The following is a 22,674-nucleotide window of genomic DNA, read 5'->3' on the forward strand; positions in this document are numbered from 1 at the left end:
TTACTCCAACATCAAACCTTCGCAATATTTTGAAAAAACTTGCCATTCTTGCCTCCGGAAACGGTACCAATGCGGAAAAAATAATGGAATATTTCCAGAAATCCTCCAAAGCAAAAGTGGCCCTTGTCGCTTCAAATAAAAAAAGTGCCTATGTTTTGGAGCGTTCGAAAAAATTCAATATTCCCACCCGGGTTTTTTCGAAGGAAGAGTTGCAAAATGGCAGGTTGATCGAAATCCTGCGGCAACACAAAACCGATTTTATCATTTTGGCAGGGTTCTTACTTCAGCTACCCCAAGCCCTGATCAAGGCATTTCCCGGAAAAATCATCAACATTCACCCTGCCCTGCTCCCCAAATATGGGGGAAAGGGCATGTATGGTCAGCATGTCCACCAGGCAGTAAAGGAGTCTGGGGATAGCGAAACTGGTATTACCATACATTTGGTCAATGAAAATTACGATGAAGGCAAAATTATTTTTCAAGCCGCTGTTTCCATCGATCAGGGAGACAGCCCCGAAGAAATTGCGGAAAAAGTGCATGCCCTGGAGCACAAATACTATCCAAATGTGATCGAAAGTCTGATTTAATGCACTGATTTTCCTAACTTTGTCCACCTAATAGAAATCTAAAAAATTATCACCAAATCTTTTTCGGATTCGTTGGCAGTTTTTAATGGAATGCTTCGCCAATGGAGAAAAAAATTATAATAGTTAACCGCAATGGCTGAAAAGAAAATACAATCTGCATTGATCTCAGTTTATTACAAAGACAATTTGGAACCCATCATCGAACTCTTAAAACAACAAGGGGTATCGATTTATTCCACAGGTGGCACCCAAAAATTCATAGAGGAACAGGGGGCGGAAGTAATCCCTGTGGAAGAGCTTACCGGTTACCCCTCCATTTTTGGTGGAAGGGTGAAAACCCTTCATCCCAAGGTTTTTGGAGGGATACTTCACCGCAGATCAAATGAAGAAGATGTGTCACAAGCCGAATCTTATGACATTCCAGCTATCGATCTGGTTATTGTAGACTTATATCCCTTTGAAGAGACAGTTGCTTCAGGAGCATCGGAAGCAGACATCATCGAGAAAATAGATATTGGCGGCATCGCATTGATCAGGGCGGCTGCCAAAAACTACGAAGATGTAACCATCATCGCCTCCAGAGCGCAATATGGTGCTTTGGCGGAAAAACTAAAAGCTCAGAACGGCAGCTTAAAAAGTGAAGACCGCAGGTATTTTGCAGCCCAGGCCTTTAATGTCTCCTCTGATTATGACACCCAAATTTTTAATTATTTCAACAGGCAGGAAAATATTCCTTCCCTAAAGATCAGTGAAGGCAATGCAAAAAGCCTGAGATATGGGGAAAACCCTCATCAAAAGGCTCATTTTTATGGAGATTTAACAGCACTTTTCGATCAATTGAATGGAAAAGAATTGTCTTACAACAACCTGGTGGATGTGGATGCCGCAGTGGCATTGATTGCTGAATTTCCCGATGAAGTAGCTTTTGCTATTTTGAAGCACACCAACGCCTGTGGGGCAGCAACAGGCAAGACGGTGAAGGAGGCGTATGAAAAGGCATTTGCTGCGGATACTGTATCGGCATTTGGAGGTGTATTGATCACAAATAAAAAAGTGGACCTGCCCGCTGCTGAATCCATGCACGGCCTGTTTTTTGAGGTGTTAATTGCTCCTGAGTTTGATGAAGATGCCTTGGCGCTTTTGAAAGGCAAGAAAAACAGGATTCTTTTGAAGCAAAAAATAAACTTGACAGGTACCTTACAAATCAAAACCTTATTGAACGGCTTTGTGGCACAGGATAAAGACCTGGTAACAGAGGATAAAACAGCCTTTGAGCTGGTCACCAAAAAAATCCCAACAGAGGAGCAAAAGGATGCCTTGCTGTTTGCCCTGAAAATTTGTAAGCATACCAAATCCAATACCATTGTGCTTAGTAACAAGGACCAGCTATATTCCAGTGGTGTTGGACAGACAAGCCGGGTAGATGCCCTGAAACAGGCCATTGAAAAAGCCAAAACTTTTGGGTTTGATCTGAAAGGAGCTGTGATGGCTTCTGATGCTTTTTTCCCATTTCCGGATTGTGTAGAGATAGCAGGCCAGGAAGGCATCAGCGCAGTGGTACAACCCGGAGGGTCCATTAAGGACAATGACAGCATTGCTTATTGTGATGCGCACGGAATGTCCATGGTCATGACAGGGCTCAGGCATTTTAAACATTGACAAAATATTTCTGGCAAGTTTTTCAATTTTCCGGACTGCTTTAATAAACCATTAAATATTAAAGAATACGTTTTACAGGGATTAGACACCAAAAATAAAGAAGTAAAGGATTTGATGAATAAAACAAAAATAAGATAATATTTTTGTAGGCACCCGTTCTCTTTAAGGGCTGAATTGTGCTAACTTTAAAAAACAATAATCATTTAATTTAGAAAATACCGAAATGGGATTATTTGACTTTTTTTCCAGTGACATTGCCATTGATTTGGGAACAGCCAATACGCTGATCATTCATAAAGAAAAAATTGTAGTGGACGAACCATCCATTATTGCCATAGATAAAACCAATAATAAAGTGTTGGCGGTAGGCAGGGAGGCCATGAACATGCATGAAAAAACGCATGAAAACATCAAGACCATCCGTCCGTTGAAAGATGGGGTGATTGCGGACTTTTATGCCGCAGAGCAGATGATTCGGGGAATGATCAAAATGATCCCCGGACATAACAAGGGCATGTTTCCACAGTCCCACCGCATGGTCATCTGTATTCCGTCAGGAATTACAGAGGTAGAAAAAAGAGCGGTAAGAGATTCCGCCGAACATGCCGGGGGTAAGGAGGTTTACATGATCTACGAACCAATAGCAGCAGCTATCGGTATAGGTATTGATATTGAAAAGCCAATGGGATCCATGATTGTAGATATAGGCGGGGGTACAACGGAGATTGCGTTGATTGCTTTGTCAGGAATTGTTGCTGATCAGTCCATACGTGTAGCTGGAGACTCTTTTACCAAAGACATTTTGGATTACATGAGGAGGCAACACAACCTGTTAATTGGAGAAAGATCAGCGGAGAAAGTCAAAATTGCGATAGGGTCTGCGCTTACGGAATTGGATGACGCTCCAGAGGACTATGAAATCCGGGGAAGAGATTTGATGACCGGTATTCCCAAGGTGATCAAGGTTTCTTATTCAGAAATTGCTTTTGCTTTGGACAAATCGGTTTCCAAAATAGAAGAGGCTGTACTGAAAGCGCTGGAGATCGCTCCACCTGAACTTTCGGCAGATATTTATGACAATGGGATTCACCTTACAGGAGGAGGTGCGCTATTAAAAGGGCTGGACCGCAGGTTGCACCAAAAAACCAAACTGCCTATTCATATTGCGGAGGACCCGTTGAGAGCGGTAGTGAGAGGTACAGGAAATGCTTTAAAAAATATCAATCATTTTAGAACAGTACTCATGACATAAAAGTGAAATGCAGCAAATATTTTTATTTTTATACAGACTAAGGGCAATCCTTCTTTTTCTTGCCCTGGAGTTGTTGGCCGGGGGGATAATATTCACGCATAATTCACCGCAAGGAGCAGTGTTTTTTAACAGCAGCAACAAGCTGGTGGGAAACATGCTGTCAGTCAAAAATAATTTTTTATCCTATTTTTCGCTCTATTCAACCAACCAGGCTTTGGCAGAAAAAAATGCTTACTTGCTGAACAGATTGGATAGTGTGAGCCCGGTGCTGGACTCTGCAGTTTTATCTGTAGATACTGTCTTGTCAAAAAACTTTGAGTTTTGGTCTGCAAGAGTGGTCAATAATTCGATTCACCTCAATCAAAATTACATTACCCTGAATAAAGGGGCAAAGGACGGTATTCAGGAAGGAATGGGGGTTTTTAACGAGCTGGGCGTTGTGGGAAGGGTAAAAGGTACAAGCAGTAATTTTTCCACTGTTATTTCATTATTGAATACGGACCTTTTAATCTCCTCAAAAATAAAGGAAACAGAAGTGTTCGGATCTACAAAATGGGATGGACTCAAGTCAAATGAGGCAAAATTACTATATGTTCCACGCCACGTTCAGATCGTTCCGGGGCAGGAAATCATCACTTCGGGATATAATGCTGTTTTTCCGGAGGGGATATCAATTGGCAAGATCAAAGCAGTTAATCCGGGAAGTGAGACCAATTACCTGGATATCACGATCTCTCTTAGCGTGGATTTCAGCAAATTGAATTTTATCTATCTGGTGAAAAATGATTCCAGGGAGGAATTGGATAGTTTGGAAATAGAAATGGAAACTGCAGGCCCATGACTTCAGGTAAAATATTAAAATACAGCTTAAGCTTTGTTTTATACTTCCTCATTCAGGTTTTTATACTAAAGGATTTGGTGTTGTTTGGGTATGCTTTTTGTTTTTTATACGTTTTCTTTATTCTGAATTTACCACATGAACTTCCCACGGTTCCCCTGATGCTTATCGGTTTTTTTATGGGAATACTGATAGACTTGTTTTATGACAGCCTTGGATTACATGCGGCCAGTGCCGTGTTGCTGGGCTTTTTACGAAACCCATGGATCCAGGTAAATACTCCCACTGGTGGGTATGATGATAATGTTCCCCCTACTTTATTGAATATGGGCATGGGTTGGTACCTGTTTTATAGCATCCCCCTGATCCTCATCCATCATCTTTTGTTTTTTTATATTGATATTTTAGGAACGGAGTTATACCTTCCGCTCGTTATAAGAGTGCTAAGCAGTATGGCATTTACCTTTTTATTGGGAATCATCGTGCAGGCAGTATTTTATAAAAAAGAAAGGGTAATATAAATGTACACAGGGAGGTCTTTGGTTGTTGCGGTCAGCATAGGAATGATCGCATTGGTACTTTTGGGAAAGTTGTTTCTGATACAGGTAACTGATGACAGCTATTTGCGGAAAGCCGAAAGAAATGCCATTCAAAGGGTGGTGGATCACCCCTATCGGGGCCTGGTTTATGATAGAAATAATTCCCTGATGGTATTTAATGATCCGGTATTTGACCTGATGGTGATACCAAAAGAATTTGAACTGGAAGATACCACCAGATTTTGTGATTTGTTTGGCATTGAAAAACAGGTACTGATTGATGGTTTTAATGCCGCTAAAAATTACTCATGGGTCAAGCCTTCCCCATTGATCAAACAAATTAGCAAGGAAGAGTTTGGCAGGGTGCAGGATTTTTTGATTGATTACCGGGGTCTTTTTGTCATGACCCGCTCAGTAAGGGCCTATCCTCAATCAGCCGCTTCAAATGCCCTGGGGTATATCGGAGAAATTAACGCTTCCCAACTGAACCGGGACAGCACCCGATATTATGTACAAGGTGATTATGTGGGATTAAGTGGAATCGAATCTTATTACGAACCGGAACTCAGAGGTAGAAAAGGGGTTAAATACAAATTGGTAAACGTACGGGGCATAGAAAAAGGAGCTTTTAAAAACGGAGATCTCGATACTTTGTCCCTTCCTGGTGAAAATCTGCAAGCTACCATTGACCTGGATTTGCAGGTTTATGGTGAAAAGCTCATGCAGGGTAAGCGCGGTTCCGTAGTGGCTATAGAGCCAAAAACTGGTGAAATCCTAACCATGATATCTGCTCCGGTTTATGATCCCAATATACTTACAGGAGCCAGGTTCGGTGAAAATTACCAGTCTCTGAACATGGATCCGGAAAAACCACTTTTCAACAGGCCCATAATGGCCATGTATCCACCGGGTTCTATCTTCAAGATTGTTCAGTCGCTTATTGGCATGCAGGAAGGTATATTGACCCCCAATACTACCTATCCCTGTAACAGGGCGCTGGTCAATTGTCACAATCATCCCAGCCCTGTAAATCTCTTTGGTGCCATCCGTAACTCATGCAATCCTTACTACCACCAGGCTTTCAGGCAGGTGATCAACCAGGAAGTGTCCTCCAATACCTACGAAGACACTCAGATCGGTTTGGACAAGTGGCGGGAGTCTGTAATGAAATTTGGTCTTGGGAGTCAGCTAGGCATAGACATGCATGGAGAAAAAGGCGGGTCCATTCCTTCCAGTGAGCTGTATGACCGGATCTACGGAAAAGGAAGGTGGAAATATTCTACCATTTATTCTCTTTCAATTGGGCAGGGAGAAATGCTGGTAACCCCGCTTCAAATGGCCAATTTGGCTGCTATTTTTGCCAACAAGGGGTATTATTATACTCCCCACTTGATCAGGGCAATAGATGGTGATCCAAGCCGAATTCCGGAAAAATTTAAAACCAAAAGGGACACAGGCATAGATACGGATCATTTTGATTTGATCCAGGATGCCATGGCAGCAGCACTATCCGGAACTGCCGCGCGGGCCATTATGAAGGATATTACCATTGCCGGAAAAACCGGTACCGCTCAAAATCCGGCAGGAGAGGATCATTCTGTATTCATAGCTTTTGCTCCCAAGGAAGATCCTAAAATTGCCATAGCCGTCTATGTGGAAAATGCAGGTTGGGGAGGACGGGCTGCTGCCAGCACTGCGAGCTTGCTGATAGAAAAATACCTTACCGGAGAGATTAACAGACCGGAATTGGAGGAATATGTGCTACAGGGTGAATTCATTTATTAATTGAGACAAAAAGACACATATTTTCATAAAATCGATTGGATAGCCATAGGTTTGTACTTTGCCCTTGTCTTTGTTGGATGGATCAATATCTATGCGGCAGTCTATGACGAACAAAACGCCACTTCCATTTTTGATTATTCAATCAATTCAGGCAAACAATTGATTTGGATTGGAACCGCCGTTTTACTGATCACCCTTATTATGGTGGCAGACTACAGGCTTTTCCAAAACTTAAGCTTGATCCTATACATCATTTTTGTAATCATACTGTTCTTAACCCCCTTTATTGGCAAAGAAATCAACGGACAGCGAGCCTGGTTTGAGTTGGGTATTTTCCGCCTTCAACCTGCGGAATTCACCAAATTTGCTACTGCATTGGCCCTGGCAAAACTCATGGAAAACCCCACTTTTGACCTGGCAAAATTTGGTCACCAGTTAAAGGCCCTGGGAATCATAGGCCTACCGGTAGCACTGATCATGCTGCAACCGGATACCGGGACAGCCATGGTATACAGCTCCTTCTTTATCATGCTTTACCGGGAAGGCATGCCCCAAAAATATTACCTTTTCGCCTTAAGCCTGATTGGTCTGTCCATATTGACGCTACTCATTACCAACAATTGGTACCTGTATGGTGGACTTGGAGCCATTGTACTGCTTTTGATTTTGGCCAGCAAAAAAACCTGGAAAAATTTCGCTGGTATTTTTTTATTGGGAATCCTGATGTTTGCTTACACTTACAGCCTGGACTATGTGGTAGAAAAATTACCTCCCCACCAGCAAAACCGTATCATGGTCCTGTTTGATCCGGATGTAGATCCGCTTGGAGTGGGCTGGAATGTTACCCAATCCAAAATAGCCATAGGATCAGGAGGGTTATTTGGCAAAGGATATTTGGAAGGAACACAAACAAAATTTGATTTCGTACCAGAACAACACACAGATTTTATTTTTTGCACCCTGGGAGAAGAGTTTGGTTGGATAGGAAGCCTGATCATGATTTCCTTATTTGTCATTTTTCTGCTTCGCCTGGTGTTTTTGGCGGAAAGGCAAAAAACCCGTTTTTCCAGAATTTATGGTTACTGTGTAATTGGACTGCTGTTTTTCCATTTTGCGGTCAACATCGCCATGACCATTGGTCTATTTCCGGTTGTAGGGATACCCCTGCCGTTTTTCAGCTATGGAGGCTCCTCTCTTTGGTCCTTTACCATACTTTTGTTTATCTTCATCAAACTAGACTCTCACAGGATTCAGATATTGGGCAGAAGCTATTGAGCCCATCTAAGTATTTCAAACCATTCCTCCTACTCCCAAAAGCAGGTATATCCCGGCAGCAATGGCCGCTCCCAGAATCGGACCTATAATAGGTACCCAGCTATAGGACCAATCGGAAGAGCCTTTGCCCTTAATAGGTAAGATCTGATGCATGATCCGGGGACCCAGATCCCTTGCCGGATTGATGGCATAGCCGGTGGTTCCCCCAAGAGATAGACCGATCACCCAAACTAAAAAAGCTACGGGCAAGGCACCCAAAGACCCCAAACCGATGGGCGTTCCTTCTCCATCCTGCAACACTGGACCGGTAGAATAGAGGATTACGATGATCAAAACAGAAGTACCCACTACCTCCGAGATTAAATTGGAAGAAAGGTTTCTGATAGCAGGAACCGTACCAAATGGAGCAAACTTCAACCCCGGATCATCCGTGGCATCAAAATGATCTTTGTAGACCAACCAGGCAATACCTGAGCCAAACATAGCACCCAAAACCTGGGCAACAATATATTTAGGTACCATTTCCCAGGCAAAATCTCCCGCAACAGCAAGTCCGATACTTACTGCCGGATTTAAATGCGCACCGCTGTAGGGACCTGCCACCACTACTCCAATGAAGACTCCCAGGGCCCATGCCGTGGTGATTACAATCCATCCGGAATCAAATCCCTTGGTTTTATTCAAAACTACATTGGCCACTACTCCCGAACCCATGGCCAAAAGCAAGGAGGTTCCGACAAATTCAGCAACAAATACGTTCATATATCAATCGTTTAGCCAATTAAGTGATCTGTTTACTGCCTTGTGCCAGTATTTGAGATTTTTTTCCATTTGTTTTTTATCCTTTTTAGGCTTAAAGGATTCATCTGCTTTCCATAATTCCCTGATCTCTTCCACATCTTTCCAGAAACCTATTGCCAAACCTGCCAAATAGGCCGCTCCCAAAGCTGTGGTCTCAATAATGGCCGGCCGTTTTATTTCACATTGGTTAAGATCCGATTGGAACTGCATCAAAAAATCATTGGCAGTGGCCCCACCATCTACGCGCATTTCTATGGTTTCTTCTCCGGCATCCTTCTCCATGGCCTTCAGTACATCATATACCTGATAGGCGATGGCTTCCAGCCCCGCCCTGCTCAAATGGGCCCTGCTGGTCCCCCTGGTAATACCAAAAAATGCTCCCCTTGCATCCTGGTCCCAGTAAGGTGCACCCAGGCCGGTAAGTGCAGGGACAAAATAAACGCCACCATTATCTTCCAGGCTTTTAGCCATGTTTTCACTGTCTTTGGCATCTTTCAATATGGAGATCCCATCCCGGAGCCATTGAATGGCTGCTCCTCCTATAAACACACTTCCTTCCAGAGCGTAATTTACCTTTTCGCCAATTTGCCAGGCAACGGTGGTAAGGAGTTGGTTATTTGATTTAACTGGTTTGTCCCCGGTATTCATCACCAAAAAACAACCCGTTCCATAGGTGGTTTTGGCCATTCCCGGCTCGGTACATAACTGCCCGAATAAGGCTGCCTGCTGGTCTCCTGCTATTCCCGCAATGGGAATCCTGGCAGACAACAAATCTCCGGAAGTGGTCCCGTAAACCTCACTACTGGATTTTACAGTGGGCAATATTTCCCTGGGAATGTCCAAAAGGTCCAGCAATTCAGCATCCCATTTTCTTTCATGAATATTAAAAATCATGGTTCTGCTGGCATTGGTGATATCAGTGATATGCGATCTCCCAGCTGTCATTTTCCATACCAACCAGCTATCTACTGTCCCAAAACACAATTCCCCCTTCCTGGCTCTCTCTCTGGCACCATCCACATTATCCAATATCCATTTGATTTTGGTTCCGGAAAAATAGGCATCTATGATCAGGCCCGTTTTATCCCGAACCATATCCGAATGGCCATTTTCTTTCAGTGTATTACAAAACGCTGATGTACGCCTGTCCTGCCAGACTATGGCATTAAATACAGGCTCGCCTGTATTCCTATCCCAAACAATGGTCGTCTCCCGCTGATTGGTAATACCTATTCCCGCAATCTGATGTGCACTGATTTTTGCGCGGGTAATCGCTTCAGTGGCTACAGATGCCTGGGAAGTCCAAATCTCTTCGGGATCATGCTCCACCCATCCGGATTGAGGGAAAATCTGTTCAAAATCTTTTTGGGCCGAGGAAACAATCTGCCCTTTTTGATTAAAAATAATTGCCCTGGAACTGGTCGTGCCCTGGTCCAGCGCCATAAGAAATTGGTTATCCTGCTTCATGGGTTTATTGATGAATTAAATATTTCTTGGCTAATTTATAAAATTCTTCCAGTTCCTGCCTTATCCAGTCTTCATCTTTTCCAAGTTCCTTTGCCATAATCGCAGCTACTTTTGGTGCCATATGCATGGCCGCTTTGGCATCTAACAGCAGAATACGGCACCTTCTCGAAAGAAAATCTTCAATTTTCTGGGCCATTTCCTCTCTTACTGCCCAAACTACCTCCGCTCCAGTATATGGATAATTCTCCAACAAAGGTGTCGCCCAATCTTCATTCTCTTTTTGTAACTGCAGGATCCTGGCTGCATCCGACCCGTACCATTGCAAGTGGCCTTTTACCTGCGAAAGGGTGTAGCCATGTAATTTTTTTTCGGCTGAAGTACTCTTTTGCTGCGCCATACCGTGGATCTTGTAGTGTGCCTCCACTGTATCTTCGCCCATTTTTCTAAAGGTGGTCCACTTACCTCCTGTAATGGTGATCAGTTTGCTTTCTGAAACAATCACTTTATGGCTTCTGGATATTTCCTTTGTCTTGGTGCTTCCCTCTTTTGGTGCGGCCAGGGGTCTCAATCCGGCAAAGACGGACAACACATCTTTTCTTTTAGGTGCTGAATCCAGATAGTTGCTGGCCGTTTCCAAAATAAAATCAATCTCAGAAGAAAGCGGCTGGGGTTCCATTTTAGGTTTTTTCCTTATGGTATCTGTAGTCCCCAGTACCAGTTTCCCCTGCCAGGGCACGGCAAAAAGAACCCTGCCATCTGAGGTGCTGGGAATCATCAATGCATCTTTGCCACCCAAAAACCGGGCATCTACGACCAAATGAACTCCCTGGCTGGGCTGGATCATTTTCCCGGCCCCTGGATTGTCCATCTGCAATATCTTGTCAGCGAATACACCTGTCGCGTTGACCACTGTTTTTGCTTTGACCGGATAGTTTTTCTTTCCCAATAAATCCCTGAATTCTAATCCATTAATTATCCCTGCCTCATCTTTAGAAAGGTGATTCACCTTGGCATAATTGAGCAGACAGCCACCCATCTCATCACAGGTTTTGGCTATTATCAAAGCCAGCCTGGCATCATCAAATTGCCCGTCATGGTAAACAACCCCCCCTTTGAGTCCCTTTTTCCGAATTTCAGGAAGCTTTTTTACAGTTTCTTCTTTGGAAATAAACCTGGATTTACCCAATCTTAAGCTACCCGCCATCCAATCGTAAATCTTCAACCCTATGGAGTACTTCCACCTGTCCAGGAAGGTATACAAGGGAATGATAAATGGTTGGTTGACGGTGAGATGTGGCGCGTTCTTTAACAAACGTCCCCTTTCTTTCAGAGCTTCTAACACCAGTCCGACCTCTCCCTGCGCCAGGTAACGAACCCCTCCATGTACCAGTTTTGTACTGCGGCTGGAGGTGCCTTTGGCAAAATCAGACTTTTCCAACAACAACACCTTTAAACCCCTGGATAGGGCATCAAGCGCCACTCCAAGACCAGAGGCTCCTCCCCCAATAACAGCAAGATCCCAAATTTCATTCTCTTGTGCTACCCTGGTTAAATTGTTTTTCCTTTTCATTTAAATAGTATTACTTCACTAAAGTAATATAAATAGAAACAAAAAGAAACAAAAAGAAATTTTTTATTACCTTTATTAAGTAATAAATTGAATTATGGTAATAGCAGAGAGACATAAATACATTTTGGACCAGCTGAAATCAGCCGGCTATGTCAGTGTAGCTGCCTTGAGTAAGTCCATGAATGTTACCATGGTAACGGTCAGAAAAGACCTTAAAATCCTTGAAGACAAAGGTTTATTATTCAGGTCACATGGAAGTGCTACGCCTGTCGCACCCTATGTGATGGATAAACCTGTCGATGAGAAGCAACTGGTACAGGTAGAGCAAAAAAGAGCGATTGCGCAGAAAGCCGTAGACCTGCTTAAGGAAAAGGAGGCCATCATCATCGGTTCGGGCACAACCGTTCTCGCATTTGCACAGGCCATCCCAAAAGACCTTTCCCTTACCATTCTCACCGGAGCCATGAATGTCAGTATAGCCTTACTGGACCTCCATCAGGCTGAAATAGTGCAATTAGGAGGAGTGGTGAGGAAGAGCAGCAGTTCCGTAGTGGGGCATTTTGCCGAAACAATGATCAATAATTTCGCATGCAGCAAATTATTCATCAGCGTTGATGGAATAGATGCAGAATTTGGACTCACCACTTCTAATATGATGGAAGCTCACCTCAACAGTACCATGATCCGGTCCGTTCAGAAAACCATAGTGCTGGCGGATAGCAGTAAGTTTGGAAAAAAAAGTTTCGGCAAAATTGCCAATCTCGAGGATGTGGACATCATCATCTCAGATAAGGCATTGTCCCAACATTATGTCAGTTTACTGGAAGACAAGGGCATTGAAGTATTCCTGGTTTAATCGGTTGCACCCACCAGGTCTGGCCAGAGATTAGGAAGGCTGTTCCCCCTGGGTCTCACCTTGAATAAACTGATCCAGTCTTTTTTGATAGGAAGCCTTTTCATCTTCGTAAATAGGTGTAAACCCCTTCTTTTCCGGAAATGTCTCCATGTGCAAGGTCTGTGTGGGAAAAGCAAACCTTACCCCCAACTTATTGGCCAACCGAATTGCCCCCAGTATCATATCCTCTCTGGCCTTTAATTCTTCCGGCCAACTCGGTACCTCGAAAAACACATAAAACATGATGTCCAGACTGTAGGCAGAAAGATTGTTCAGGTAAATATTGTAAAAATCCTTGCGTGTTTTCGGGTGTTGCTGCACTATTCTTTTTAAGCCCTCCACAAAAACCTCTATCAATTCAGGAGGCGTATCATAGGTTATAGTAATGGTACTGTAAAATCTTCTGTATTTTCTTAATCCATGGTTATCTACAGTCGCATCAGCAATTTTACCATTTGGAATGTACATCAGGGAATTTCTGAAGGTTCTGACCCTGGTAGACCGGAAACCCACCTCTTCCACTGTTCCATCCACTTCTCCGCTGGTGATCCAGTCACCAACCTGAAAAGGCTTGTCAATAAAAATCATCACCGATCCGAAAAAGTTTTTGATGGTATCCTGGGCGGCCAGGGCAAATGCCAGACCACCAATGGAAAGTCCGGTCAGAAAAGGAACGATGTCTATTCTTAGTCCATATTTTAAAATAAACAGCGACCCGATAACGATCACAAATGCTTTTAGCGTTTTGCGGACCAGGGGCACCAATTGATCATCTAAAGTAGAGGCTGTCTTGTCCGCCATGCGCTCCATGTAGCCTGAAAAAACATCGACCAATTTGTAAAAGATAATGGTAACGATAAAGGGTTTAGTCGCATTTAAAAGCAGGGTAATCCAGGAAACAAGATAAATGGGCAGTTGAAGTACCTTTAAAAAGACATCAAGGAGTAGGACGATCAAATATATACTGACGATTCTGGCCACAGGCAAAAGGTACTGTTTGGCAATCCTTTTATAGCCTGACCTCATTAAAACATAATACAAACCCCTGTCTACCAAAAAGGTAAAAAGTTTGTGACTGACAAAAACCAACAAAATCAAAAAGAAAATCCCCACAAGTTGCCAAAGGTGGAGCCCGAAATAAACCTGACTACCTATTTTGGGCAATAAATTCAGTAGTTTATCCGTACCCCATATATATGTTTCTTTATGAAGGGTTTTGATATTCTGAACAGTGGCGGCAGAAAACTTCCATTGACCACCCACTTTTTCCAAATACACTGAGGGCAGAATAATTTCATCAAAAACATAAATCTGTTTGCCCTTACGAACTGTGTCCCTGTAATTGGGATTGTTGGGGATTTCATTCATCCTTACATACACACCGTTCCCATCAAAAATCTGTTTGAGCATTACCGCCAGGGACTCCGCATTTTGCCCCTGGCTGGCCTCCATATTCAATGCCTCTGCTGCAATAGAAGGATTGTAAGCTTCCTCATTTAGGTTGTAAAAAAAGGTATAAGTGGTATGGTAGGGAGAACTGAAATTATTATGATCAGCGGTATCCAAAGCCATTGAATTACCAGTATCCAACAACTGCCCGTTTGCAGCTTGTGCAAACAAAATCAATACTACAATTAAAAATTTACTTAATCCTAATTTCATGGGCTACAAAATAAAGCGATCCTTATACATTAAAATGGAATCTTATATACCTGAAGTTCATTACCATAGACTGTCACCAGCGTGTATTCGTTTCTGCTACCAGAAAAACTTATCCAAAGATTTTCACTCACACTAATCGGCTTTTGGTTGATAAGTTTGCCCTGGTAATTGTACAAATAGGCAAAATCCTGCGTCTTGTCCAAAACTACAAAAATTTTATTTCCAGGTCCAAATGAATAATAGCGGTACTCCAATTCCTCGGAAAGAATGTTCGTTTCAAAAAGCAGGCTTTCGTCCGGATTCAATACCTTCAATTCATTGTATTCCCGAATTACCCAAACATAGTCGGTCCCTACCTGGTCGTTTACCAAATCAAATCTGGTATCCCGGTCAGGCCTTAATAATTGATTCCTGTAGGTCAACTCACCTTTAAAATTAACTTTCACTACTTCTCCCGCATCATTTACGGTTACTATTTTGGAAAGACCCTCCTCACTTCCTTCTTCAATGCCATAAGCAGTGGAAATACTTTCGCCAAGAACAACATTCCCTCCTGCCCTGCTCTCTCCCCTTCGGTTAAATAGTCTTAGTTTACCATTTTTGTGCAGGGCGACCATGAAATCCCCCAGGCCAGGCACTCTGTGATGGGCCGGTTTTGCAGCAAGAGGTCCATCAGTAGATGCCCTGGGTGACCACTCCTGCAATAGTTCTCCACCCACATTGTATACAAACAAGTCTCCTTCCCTATCCGCTACGAAAAGTCTGTACTCCCTATTATTGTCATAATCCAAAACATTAAGGTGTGCGATATCTCTCCCTGATTCGAAATGGATAGGATATCCCGGAAGCAATTGACCATACCGGTCTAAGGCATAAATCAGGTTCCGGGTAGCAAAAACCAACTGGAGCTTCCCATTCTGGTAATAATCAATCTGGAAAACATCGCTGATGACTTCTTCGGGAATACGCTCAGAAAACACAATCCCCCCCTCTTCGGATACCAGGTGGATAAAAAAATCTTCATCCTGCACCAGAAAATCTGTGCTCTTGTCATTGAAATTCTCCAACCCTTCAGGGCCATGAATTAATTTTTTATCAAATGGGGTACTGCGGGATTCCCGAAGCATTAATTGCCCGCTAGTAACCTTCTTGTCCAAATTAATATCAAACAAGATTTCAATTTCTCCATTTCCCCTTAAGTAAACCTTCATCCATTCAAAGGATCGAAAAGCAGCTCCATATTTTTGAAAAACCGAACTCCAGGCCGGCTTGCTGAATTGAGTAAGTAAATTGAAAAAACGGTCATTGTTCAGAAAGATTTGTATAGGTGCATCACTTTGGCTTTTTTTCAACACCCTGTTAAACGCAACCGATTTTCCCCAGGTATTGTCATAATAGATATCCTCAAGGAAATTTCTCATGGTCCTCAGGCTATTGGCCATAACCAGCCGATCATCCACCCTCGCCAGATAAGATTTCCCAAAACCACTAAAATTCCCATTAAAAATATAGGCGGGAAATTCTTTCAATTCCAGCAGAATCACTTCATACCCCAAAATGTGCGCCCTATAATGCTTGCTTGAATCCTGTTGGTTCATTTCCAAAATATAGCTTTCCAGGTTTCGGAATGATTCTTCTGCATTCTCTACTCCCAACAGTAATATTTGGTTAGGGTTATTTCCCATCAGCCTTTCTTCCAGGACCAGGGAAACTTCACCTGTAAGGGACTTAATAAATGCCTGTATTTCCTTACTTTCTGAAATTTCCGCAGCAATCAACGGTTCCGGAGAAAAGGAAGTATTTGGAATGTGTTGAAAGTGCTGAAATTCAGAAAATAAATACAGGTACGTCAGTGCTGTTCTGTTACTGATGAGTGAAGAGAAAGGCAGACCAGTGGAACTGTTAATGTTTGAAATGACTTCTTTTGGTTTTCCATTAACAAATAACTTCCCGCTAAAACTCATGCCCTGATCAGAAAATGCAGGTACAAGATTGGCAGAAAAGTCGTTGGCGGCCAAATCTGAAACCAGCTTATTGTTTTTAACCGATGAGATTTCCCTGACCAAATCAGAAAATGCATTTCCGGACAACCTTAAGACACCATTATTCATGGCAGGTATTTCAGTCTGAAATAAATGGGGGAAGGTTTGTTTATAGCTTTTAAGCTCCTCAGATTTAGCGTATCGGATTCCTTCTTCCACTAAAAAGGAGGAAAAACTACCCATCAATACATTGTTAAAAACAGCATAGGTAAATACCTTATCAGCCTGATTCAATCGCACTTCAAAAAGATTGACTCCGCTGTAGGTTCTTGTTTTAATGGGATCTGCCTGATTTCCCAGACCTTTTTTTAAGTTTTGAATAAAATCAAGAAACTCCCGATCATTAAAGGCAATGGACACCAAAAATCCAAAATCCTCTTTTCCCAATGGGTGAAGGGAAAGTTTAAATCTTTGACCTTTCAGGTAATCATCAAGTGCCCCGGATTTACCGGTAATGCTATCTAAATGGATCAATTGAGACTCAAGGCTCGCCAGGGCGGGAAGCTGATGCAGTTTTTCCCAGACTGGTTGGCCCACAATAGTATTCCACATGCCAACCGGGTCTTTGCTTTCGTACACCAACACCGCATCGGGTGGAATTATTTCCGAGCCTTCCAAGCTGTTTTCAAGTAGATCTGATTTCAAAATCAGAAAAGCCGCAAAGCCCAAAACCAGAATTAATAAGATTACCAGAAGGGTTTTAATTTGGTTCACTGCCTGTTTTATTTTGTTCCGGAATCAAATCAACAAAAAAATCCCAACGGATAAAAGTTGGGATTTTTATTTGGTTAAAACTTAAAATTTATTTTTTACGCAATCCATCCAGCACGGCCATTACCTCTTTGACATGGGTTCTTGAAACTTCCAGCAAGGCTTTTTCCTCCGCATTCAATTCAAGCTCAATTACTTTCTCGATTCCATTTTTGCCCAATATTACAGGCACGCCCAGATAGCAATCGTCGATCCCGTATTCTCCATCCAATTTGATACATACCGGGAAAACCCTTTTCTGGTTTTTAACAATAGACTCTACCATCTGTGCAGCTGCAGATCCGGGGGCATACCATGCGGATGTACCCATCAATTTCACCAATTCTCCACCGCCAAATTTAGTCCTTTCAATGATGGCATCAAGCTTCTCTTTTGAGATTAATTCAGTTACTGGTATACCAGCCACAGTAGTGTATCGCGGAAGGGGAACCATGGTATCCCCGTGGCCACCCATTAGAATTGCCTGGATTTCCTTTGGGGAAATATCCAACTCCTCTGCTATGAATGCCCTGTAACGGGCAGTATCCAAAATTCCTGCCATTCCAATTACCCTTGATCTGGGAAATTTTGAGGTGACATGGGCCTGATAAGTCATGACATCCAGAGGGTTGGAAACCACTACGATAATGGCATCAGGGGAATGTTTGACCACATTCTCGGTTACCGTTTTAACAATTCCTGCATTGGTTTCTATAAGATCATCTCTGGTCATTCCCGGTTTTCGGGGTAATCCCGAGGTGATGACCACCACGTCAGAACCTGCTGTTTTGGAATAATCATTGGTACTTCCAATAGTTCTGCTATCGTATACGTTAATGGGAGCCTTTTGCCAAATATCCAATGCTTTCCCTTCAGCCACCCCCTCTTTGATATCTACCAGAACAATTTCCTCAGCAATTTCTCGGTAAGCCAAAACATCTGCGCAAGTTGCGCCCACATTGCCAGCTCCGACTACGGTTACTTTTGTCATTTTTTATAATCGGTTTAGATTTAATATTTTTTCAAAACTTGCGCTAAGATATTAAAGAATGCGCTTTATAGGAAGCAATATCCCGAATTATTCAAACATCTGCCCCAGGTTAAAAAAGCCATAGGAGTTTCTATATGATGTGAAAAGTTGTTGATTGGTCTGGTTATAATAACCTGCCAGGGAAGTCATCATTTTGGCTCTTATTTTTTGGTTGTTTTGAAAAATATCCAAAATGGCATAATTGGGAATCACCCATAACAAAGCTTCTTCTGTATTCACGATGGCTGTGTAAATTCTTTTCGAATTTTCCAACATGGAGTTCTCTCCAAAGGCATTCCCTTCTTTGACCTTTATGATGGTTTCAAAATCTGAGCGAATATCAATATTAAGGGTTACTTCTCCTTTTTCTAAAATATACAAGGCCTGGCTTGGATCGTTCCTGAAAAAAACCACCTCATCTCTTTCGTATTTTCTCTGGTGTATGGCCGGAAGAAATCTGGACAATTCAGCAAAACTGAGATCTCTGAAGAACCTGACTTTCCTCAAAAACTCGAATTGTCTGAGTTCGGAATCACTGTATTTCTTTCTGAAAGGGTTCAGCTTATTCATACTGTTTTTTTAAAATATACTACTTCACGGGTGGAGGAAGTAACCTTAAACCGATCATCAATCCTGTACCCGACCACCCAAATGATGGCCTCTCCGGAGCAAAGCACCTTTATTGTTTTTTTCTTGATCAAAGGCACCTTCAAGTCTATCAGGTAGTCACTGATTTTTTTGAATTGCCGCATACCCAAAGGCATAAACCTGTCTCCCTCCTCCCAATTCCTCAACAATAAAGGAAAATCGAGGAACTGCTTGTCCAAAAGGGCATTTTCTGTAGACCGATCAATCTTCCAATCCTGGTTTAAATACAGAATGTCAAAATTTGTACCATCAGGCAGCACCAGGGAGATATCATGGTCCTGAATAAGTGAGGGGCTGGTACCATTATCTTTTGTCCCCAAAATCAGGCATTCCCTGTCCAAATTTAGAATCCAATCCCCAGAAAGAAAATACTTCCCGGACATACCGTTTTGAACAGCCCCTAAGATATCCTGAACCTGGGCAAACACAAAGCCCTTTGGCCGCAACCAATAAAATAGCAATGAAGCCTTGCCCGGGACATCATCCAGGTCCTTTGTATCAAGGTATTCATAGGGTGGCTCATGTTTCACCCGGGCCTCCAGCCATCGGTCAAAAAAATAAAAAAAGGCTTTCCCGGTATCCTTAATCCTATCAAAACTATATTGCATAAGTTCCGGGCCACTGGGGTCAAAATCTAATAAAGCCGGCAATATTTTATGGCGAATATAATTCCTTTTGTACAGGGTCTTTTGATTGCTGCTATCCTCCCTCCAAGCCAAAGATTCTGCCGACATAAACTCCTGAATTTCAGATCTTTTAAATGGTAATAGTGGTCTGATAATGAAATCTCTCTTCTCGGCCATTCCGTAAACTCCCTCTATACCCGTTCCCCGAAGCAAGTTGAGCAAAACCGTTTCCAACTGATCATCGGCCTGATGGGCCACCAAAACACCGGCAGCATCCAGCTTTTTCTGCAGTTTTTCAAACCAGTCATACCTCAATTCCCTTGCTGCCATCTGCAAAGACAAACCCTGAGTTTCCATATAAGTCCCGGTATCAAACGTTTTTACATGGCAGGTAACCTTTAGTTTCTTTGCCAGGTCCCGAACAAATACTTCGTCCTGATCACTTTCCATACCCCTTAGCTGGTAGTTGCAATGAAGCATAGAAAATTGGTAGTTAGCCTGGTGCAACAAATGGGCCAGTGCTACACTGTCCATACCTCCACTAATCGCCAAAAGATAATGCTTTTGGACATCCAAAACATTATTTTCCCGTACATGATGGATAAATCTTTGAAGCATAAATCAAAAATACCATTTTATATTAATTTTGCCTCGGAAATCAATTCGGATGACATCAATCAGATTTATTTTATTTAGTTTTTGCCTGTGTACGGCGATTTTCCGGGCAAACGCACAAGACGAAAAAAACCGTTTGGAAATTCTCCAGGCCGATGAACTTCTGGGTGCAAAAGGTTTTGACCGACTTTTACATGATGTGGTCATGGAACACCAAAACTCCCTTATCTATTGTGATTCGGCTCATTTCTATGGACAAGAAAACCTGGCCAAACTCTTTGGAAATGTGCGCATTGAAGACCAGGACGATCCCATTACCGTCACCAGCCTATATGCCGAGTACGATGGTGACAGCCAAATGGCAAGACTCCGAAACAATGTAGTCCTGGTCAACGAAGGGACTACCCTTTACACCGATTATTTGGATTATGACAGGGGATCAGGGGTAGCCAATTATTTTAATTCAGGAATGGTCAAAGACAGCACCAACACCCTTACCAGTGAAAAGGGCGTTTATGAAACCCAGATAAAAAAAATCACTTTTACGGATGAGGTGACTTTGGTAAACCCTGATTACACCATGAAATCCAACTTCCTTTTTTACGATACGGAAACAAAAATTGCCGAGACTGAAAAATTAACCAATATACTTTCCAAAGACGGTACCAAGCTAAATGCCCAAAGAGGCAGCTTTTACGACACGGAAAATAAAATTTTCAGGTTTTATGATGGCGATGTGGAATCCGAAAACAGCATCATATACGGTGAAATATTGTATTATGAAGAAAATGCCCAATATTATGAAGCCAGGGGTAATGTAAGCATTTACAATAAGGAAAGAAATGTGGAAGTATTTGGAGAAGAGGGCAAATATTGGGAGGCCGACCAATATTCCAAAGTTTATGGCAAAGCCCTGACCCAAAAATATTTTGAATCGGATACCCTATTTATGATTGCCGACACCTTGATTACCCAGGATGGAGAGCAACCCGAGGAAAAATTCATGCTAGCTTACCCAAATATGCGCATGTTGAAATCAGACCTTGCTGGGAGAGCCGACTCCATGGCCTACTTGTATGCCGATTCCACCGTATACCTCTATTCAGACCCTGTCTTATGGAACAATAAGAGTCAGATTACTGCAGACAGCATTAATTTCATAATAGCCAACGAAGAAATCGATAGGGCATTACTCATAGACAATGCTTTTGCCATTACAAAAGATACCGTTAACAATTTCAATCAAATTAAGGGTCGAAAGATGACGGGCTATTTCTTAAAGGGAGAAATGGACAAACTGGATGTGGAAGGCAATGGCGAATCATTGTATTTTGCACTCGAAAATGACACGACTTTTAAAGGATTAAATCAGCTGCTTTGCGGGCGGATAATCATGCAATTTCAGGAAGGTGCAGTAAGGAAAATCAGTCATTCTATCAAACCGGAGGCCTCATTCATCCCTCCACATTTGATTGAAGAAGACCAGAAACAATTGAAGGGTTTTACCTGGAGGGAAGATGAACGTCCTGACCGGACTTTGGTCGATAACTGGAGAATGCCGGCTGTGAGGAATAAAAACCGCTACAGCTTTTTTGATGAACCTGATGAAAGCCTTCCCCTACCCGATGATGACGAAATACAAAAACTTATAGATAATTAATAATAAATACCCTTTAAATGACATTTTTATGAAAAGCAATACTTTTTAAAACAATTATTAACGGATGACCTGAAAAAAAATTTCATGATTGTTAACAATTTTTAACCCTGATATTGTAAAAAAGTGGAACCTATTGGCTATTTTTATACGTATGTAATAGAAACCAAAAACAAAAGTTATCAATTATCGATTTTAACTCTACATGAAATTCTTCTTCACACTATTCATCATCCTGTTTTCAGTAGCGCAGCAACACGTTGCGGCCAGGCAGGTACGTGTTTTAAGTGAAAAAGTAACCTTCAATGGAAATGTAAATACTACCCAGCGGAAATCCCTTATTCTCCAAAATGATTCTAATGAAAGTGCCACCTACTTCTTGAGGTACTTGAGAGGAAATATTGGATCTTCTCAAAACATATTGATCTGCCTGGGGGATGAATGTTATGATCCCAGGGAGGATTTATCTCCCATCAGATTTACCCTGGCTCCAGGTGAAATATTTACGGATCTATATATTGAGTTTGAACTTGGGATAACAGCCACCAAAGGTACTTTCGATCTGCATTTCTTCAATGCGTCTAATATAAGAGATGCTTTCGTGATAGAAAGTGTTTATAATGTTACCGGAGCAAACCCTATAGACAATGTAAGCCATAAAGACGTGGATATGGGAAGCATTTATCCCAACCCTAGCGTTCGCACGGCACAACTTGATTACAAAATAAAAAATCCCAATGCCAAGGTCCGGGTAGTGATCAACAGTTTTATTGGCAATCCCATTTACGACTTCAATTTAGACCCAAATCAGGAAACCCTGCTGATACCGGTAACTGATCTGAATCCCGGAACTTATTTTTATACCTTAATTGTCGACAATAAAAATATTGTCACCAAGAAACTCTACGTTAAAAGGTAAGAATTGTCTATCACCGACAAACTGCCTTGATAACCAATTAATAATCCATTATATTTG

18 protein-coding genes are annotated in these 22,674 nt (G+C 42.2%); 10 read left to right on the forward strand and 8 right to left on the reverse strand.

Features of this window, described 5'->3' with window-relative positions:
- Positions 1-29 precede the first annotated feature (29 nt).
- The 7 genes from purN (at position 30) to rodA (ending at position 7,935) form a co-directional block, all read left to right on the forward strand.
- Entirely contained in the window at positions 30-587 is a 558-nt protein-coding gene (gene purN / locus G9Q97_RS16255; RefSeq protein ID WP_166148687.1) for a phosphoribosylglycinamide formyltransferase, read from the forward strand.
- A gap of 132 nt (positions 588-719) precedes the next feature.
- Complete coding sequence (gene purH / locus G9Q97_RS16260; protein WP_166148689.1) at positions 720-2,246, forward strand: bifunctional phosphoribosylaminoimidazolecarboxamide formyltransferase/IMP cyclohydrolase; 1,527 nt, start codon at positions 720-722, stop codon at positions 2,244-2,246.
- A gap of 223 nt (positions 2,247-2,469) precedes the next feature.
- Entirely contained in the window at positions 2,470-3,498 is a 1,029-nt protein-coding gene (locus G9Q97_RS16265) for a rod shape-determining protein (protein WP_166148691.1), read from the forward strand.
- Between the two features lie 7 nt (positions 3,499-3,505).
- Positions 3,506-4,339, forward strand: a complete 834-nt coding sequence (mreC, locus tag G9Q97_RS16270; RefSeq protein WP_166148693.1) for a rod shape-determining protein MreC — start codon at positions 3,506-3,508, stop codon at positions 4,337-4,339.
- Positions 4,336-4,857: a rod shape-determining protein MreD gene (locus G9Q97_RS16275; RefSeq protein ID WP_166148695.1), complete on the forward strand. Its 522-nt coding sequence runs from the start codon at positions 4,336-4,338 to the stop codon at positions 4,855-4,857. The genes mreC and G9Q97_RS16275 overlap by 4 nt, the downstream gene beginning before the upstream one ends.
- On the forward strand, positions 4,858-6,660 hold the full coding sequence (mrdA, locus tag G9Q97_RS16280) for a penicillin-binding protein 2 (RefSeq protein WP_166148697.1): 1,803 nt from the start codon (positions 4,858-4,860) through the stop codon (positions 6,658-6,660).
- Complete coding sequence (gene rodA, locus G9Q97_RS16285; RefSeq protein ID WP_166148699.1) at positions 6,661-7,935, forward strand: rod shape-determining protein RodA; 1,275 nt, start codon at positions 6,661-6,663, stop codon at positions 7,933-7,935.
- A 15-nt stretch (positions 7,936-7,950) separates the two neighbouring features.
- On the opposite strand, the gene G9Q97_RS16290 is transcribed toward rodA, so the two are convergent.
- Genes G9Q97_RS16290 through G9Q97_RS16300 form a run of 3 tightly spaced genes read right to left on the reverse strand, consistent with a single transcriptional unit; the run spans position 7,951 to position 11,773 of the window.
- Positions 7,951-8,697 carry an MIP/aquaporin family protein gene (locus tag G9Q97_RS16290; RefSeq protein WP_166148701.1) on the reverse strand — a complete coding sequence of 249 codons (747 nt, stop codon included), beginning with the start codon at positions 8,695-8,697 and terminating at the stop codon, positions 7,951-7,953.
- A gap of 3 nt (positions 8,698-8,700) precedes the next feature.
- Positions 8,701-10,203, reverse strand: coding sequence for a glycerol kinase GlpK (gene glpK, locus G9Q97_RS16295; RefSeq protein ID WP_166148703.1), 1,503 nt, complete (start codon positions 10,201-10,203; stop codon positions 8,701-8,703).
- A gap of 4 nt (positions 10,204-10,207) precedes the next feature.
- The gene (locus tag G9Q97_RS16300) at positions 10,208-11,773 is read right to left on the reverse strand and encodes a glycerol-3-phosphate dehydrogenase/oxidase (protein ID WP_166148705.1); all 1,566 of its coding nucleotides are present in this window, start codon (positions 11,771-11,773) and stop codon (positions 10,208-10,210) included.
- 94 nt (positions 11,774-11,867) lie between these two features.
- On the opposite strand from G9Q97_RS16300, the gene G9Q97_RS16305 reads away from it, so the two are divergent.
- Complete coding sequence (locus G9Q97_RS16305; protein WP_166148707.1) at positions 11,868-12,629, forward strand: DeoR/GlpR family DNA-binding transcription regulator; 762 nt, start codon at positions 11,868-11,870, stop codon at positions 12,627-12,629.
- A 30-nt stretch (positions 12,630-12,659) separates the two neighbouring features.
- On the opposite strand, the gene G9Q97_RS16310 is transcribed toward G9Q97_RS16305, so the two are convergent.
- The 5 genes from G9Q97_RS16310 to tilS form a co-directional block, all read right to left on the reverse strand.
- Positions 12,660-14,330 (reverse strand): mechanosensitive ion channel family protein, encoded by a 1,671-nt coding sequence (locus tag G9Q97_RS16310; protein ID WP_166148708.1) that lies wholly within the window; start codon positions 14,328-14,330, stop codon positions 12,660-12,662.
- Between the two features lie 29 nt (positions 14,331-14,359).
- A complete protein-coding gene (locus G9Q97_RS16315; protein ID WP_166148710.1) occupies positions 14,360-17,086 on the reverse strand; it encodes a hypothetical protein in 2,727 nt (908 codons plus the stop codon).
- An 88-nt stretch (positions 17,087-17,174) separates the two neighbouring features.
- A complete protein-coding gene (mdh, locus tag G9Q97_RS16320) occupies positions 17,175-18,113 on the reverse strand; it encodes a malate dehydrogenase (protein ID WP_166148711.1) in 939 nt (312 codons plus the stop codon).
- A gap of 87 nt (positions 18,114-18,200) precedes the next feature.
- The gene (locus G9Q97_RS16325; protein ID WP_166148713.1) at positions 18,201-18,722 is read right to left on the reverse strand and encodes a Crp/Fnr family transcriptional regulator; all 522 of its coding nucleotides are present in this window, start codon (positions 18,720-18,722) and stop codon (positions 18,201-18,203) included.
- On the reverse strand, positions 18,719-20,044 hold the full coding sequence (gene tilS, locus G9Q97_RS16330; RefSeq protein WP_166148714.1) for a tRNA lysidine(34) synthetase TilS: 1,326 nt from the start codon (positions 20,042-20,044) through the stop codon (positions 18,719-18,721). The genes G9Q97_RS16325 and tilS overlap by 4 nt, the downstream gene beginning before the upstream one ends.
- Positions 20,045-20,093: 49 nt before the next feature.
- Here tilS and G9Q97_RS16335 point away from each other — a divergent pair, with 49 nt between their 5' ends.
- Both G9Q97_RS16335 and G9Q97_RS16340 read left to right on the forward strand, forming a co-directional pair.
- Positions 20,094-21,701, forward strand: coding sequence for an OstA-like protein (locus G9Q97_RS16335; protein WP_166148716.1), 1,608 nt, complete (start codon positions 20,094-20,096; stop codon positions 21,699-21,701).
- Between the two features lie 202 nt (positions 21,702-21,903).
- Entirely contained in the window at positions 21,904-22,617 is a 714-nt protein-coding gene (locus G9Q97_RS16340) for a T9SS type A sorting domain-containing protein (protein ID WP_166148718.1), read from the forward strand.
- Positions 22,618-22,674 lie beyond the last annotated feature (57 nt).

It is taken from the genome of Cyclobacterium plantarum, from assembly GCF_011290685.1.
Taxonomy (GTDB): domain Bacteria; phylum Bacteroidota; class Bacteroidia; order Cytophagales; family Cyclobacteriaceae; genus Cyclobacterium; species Cyclobacterium plantarum.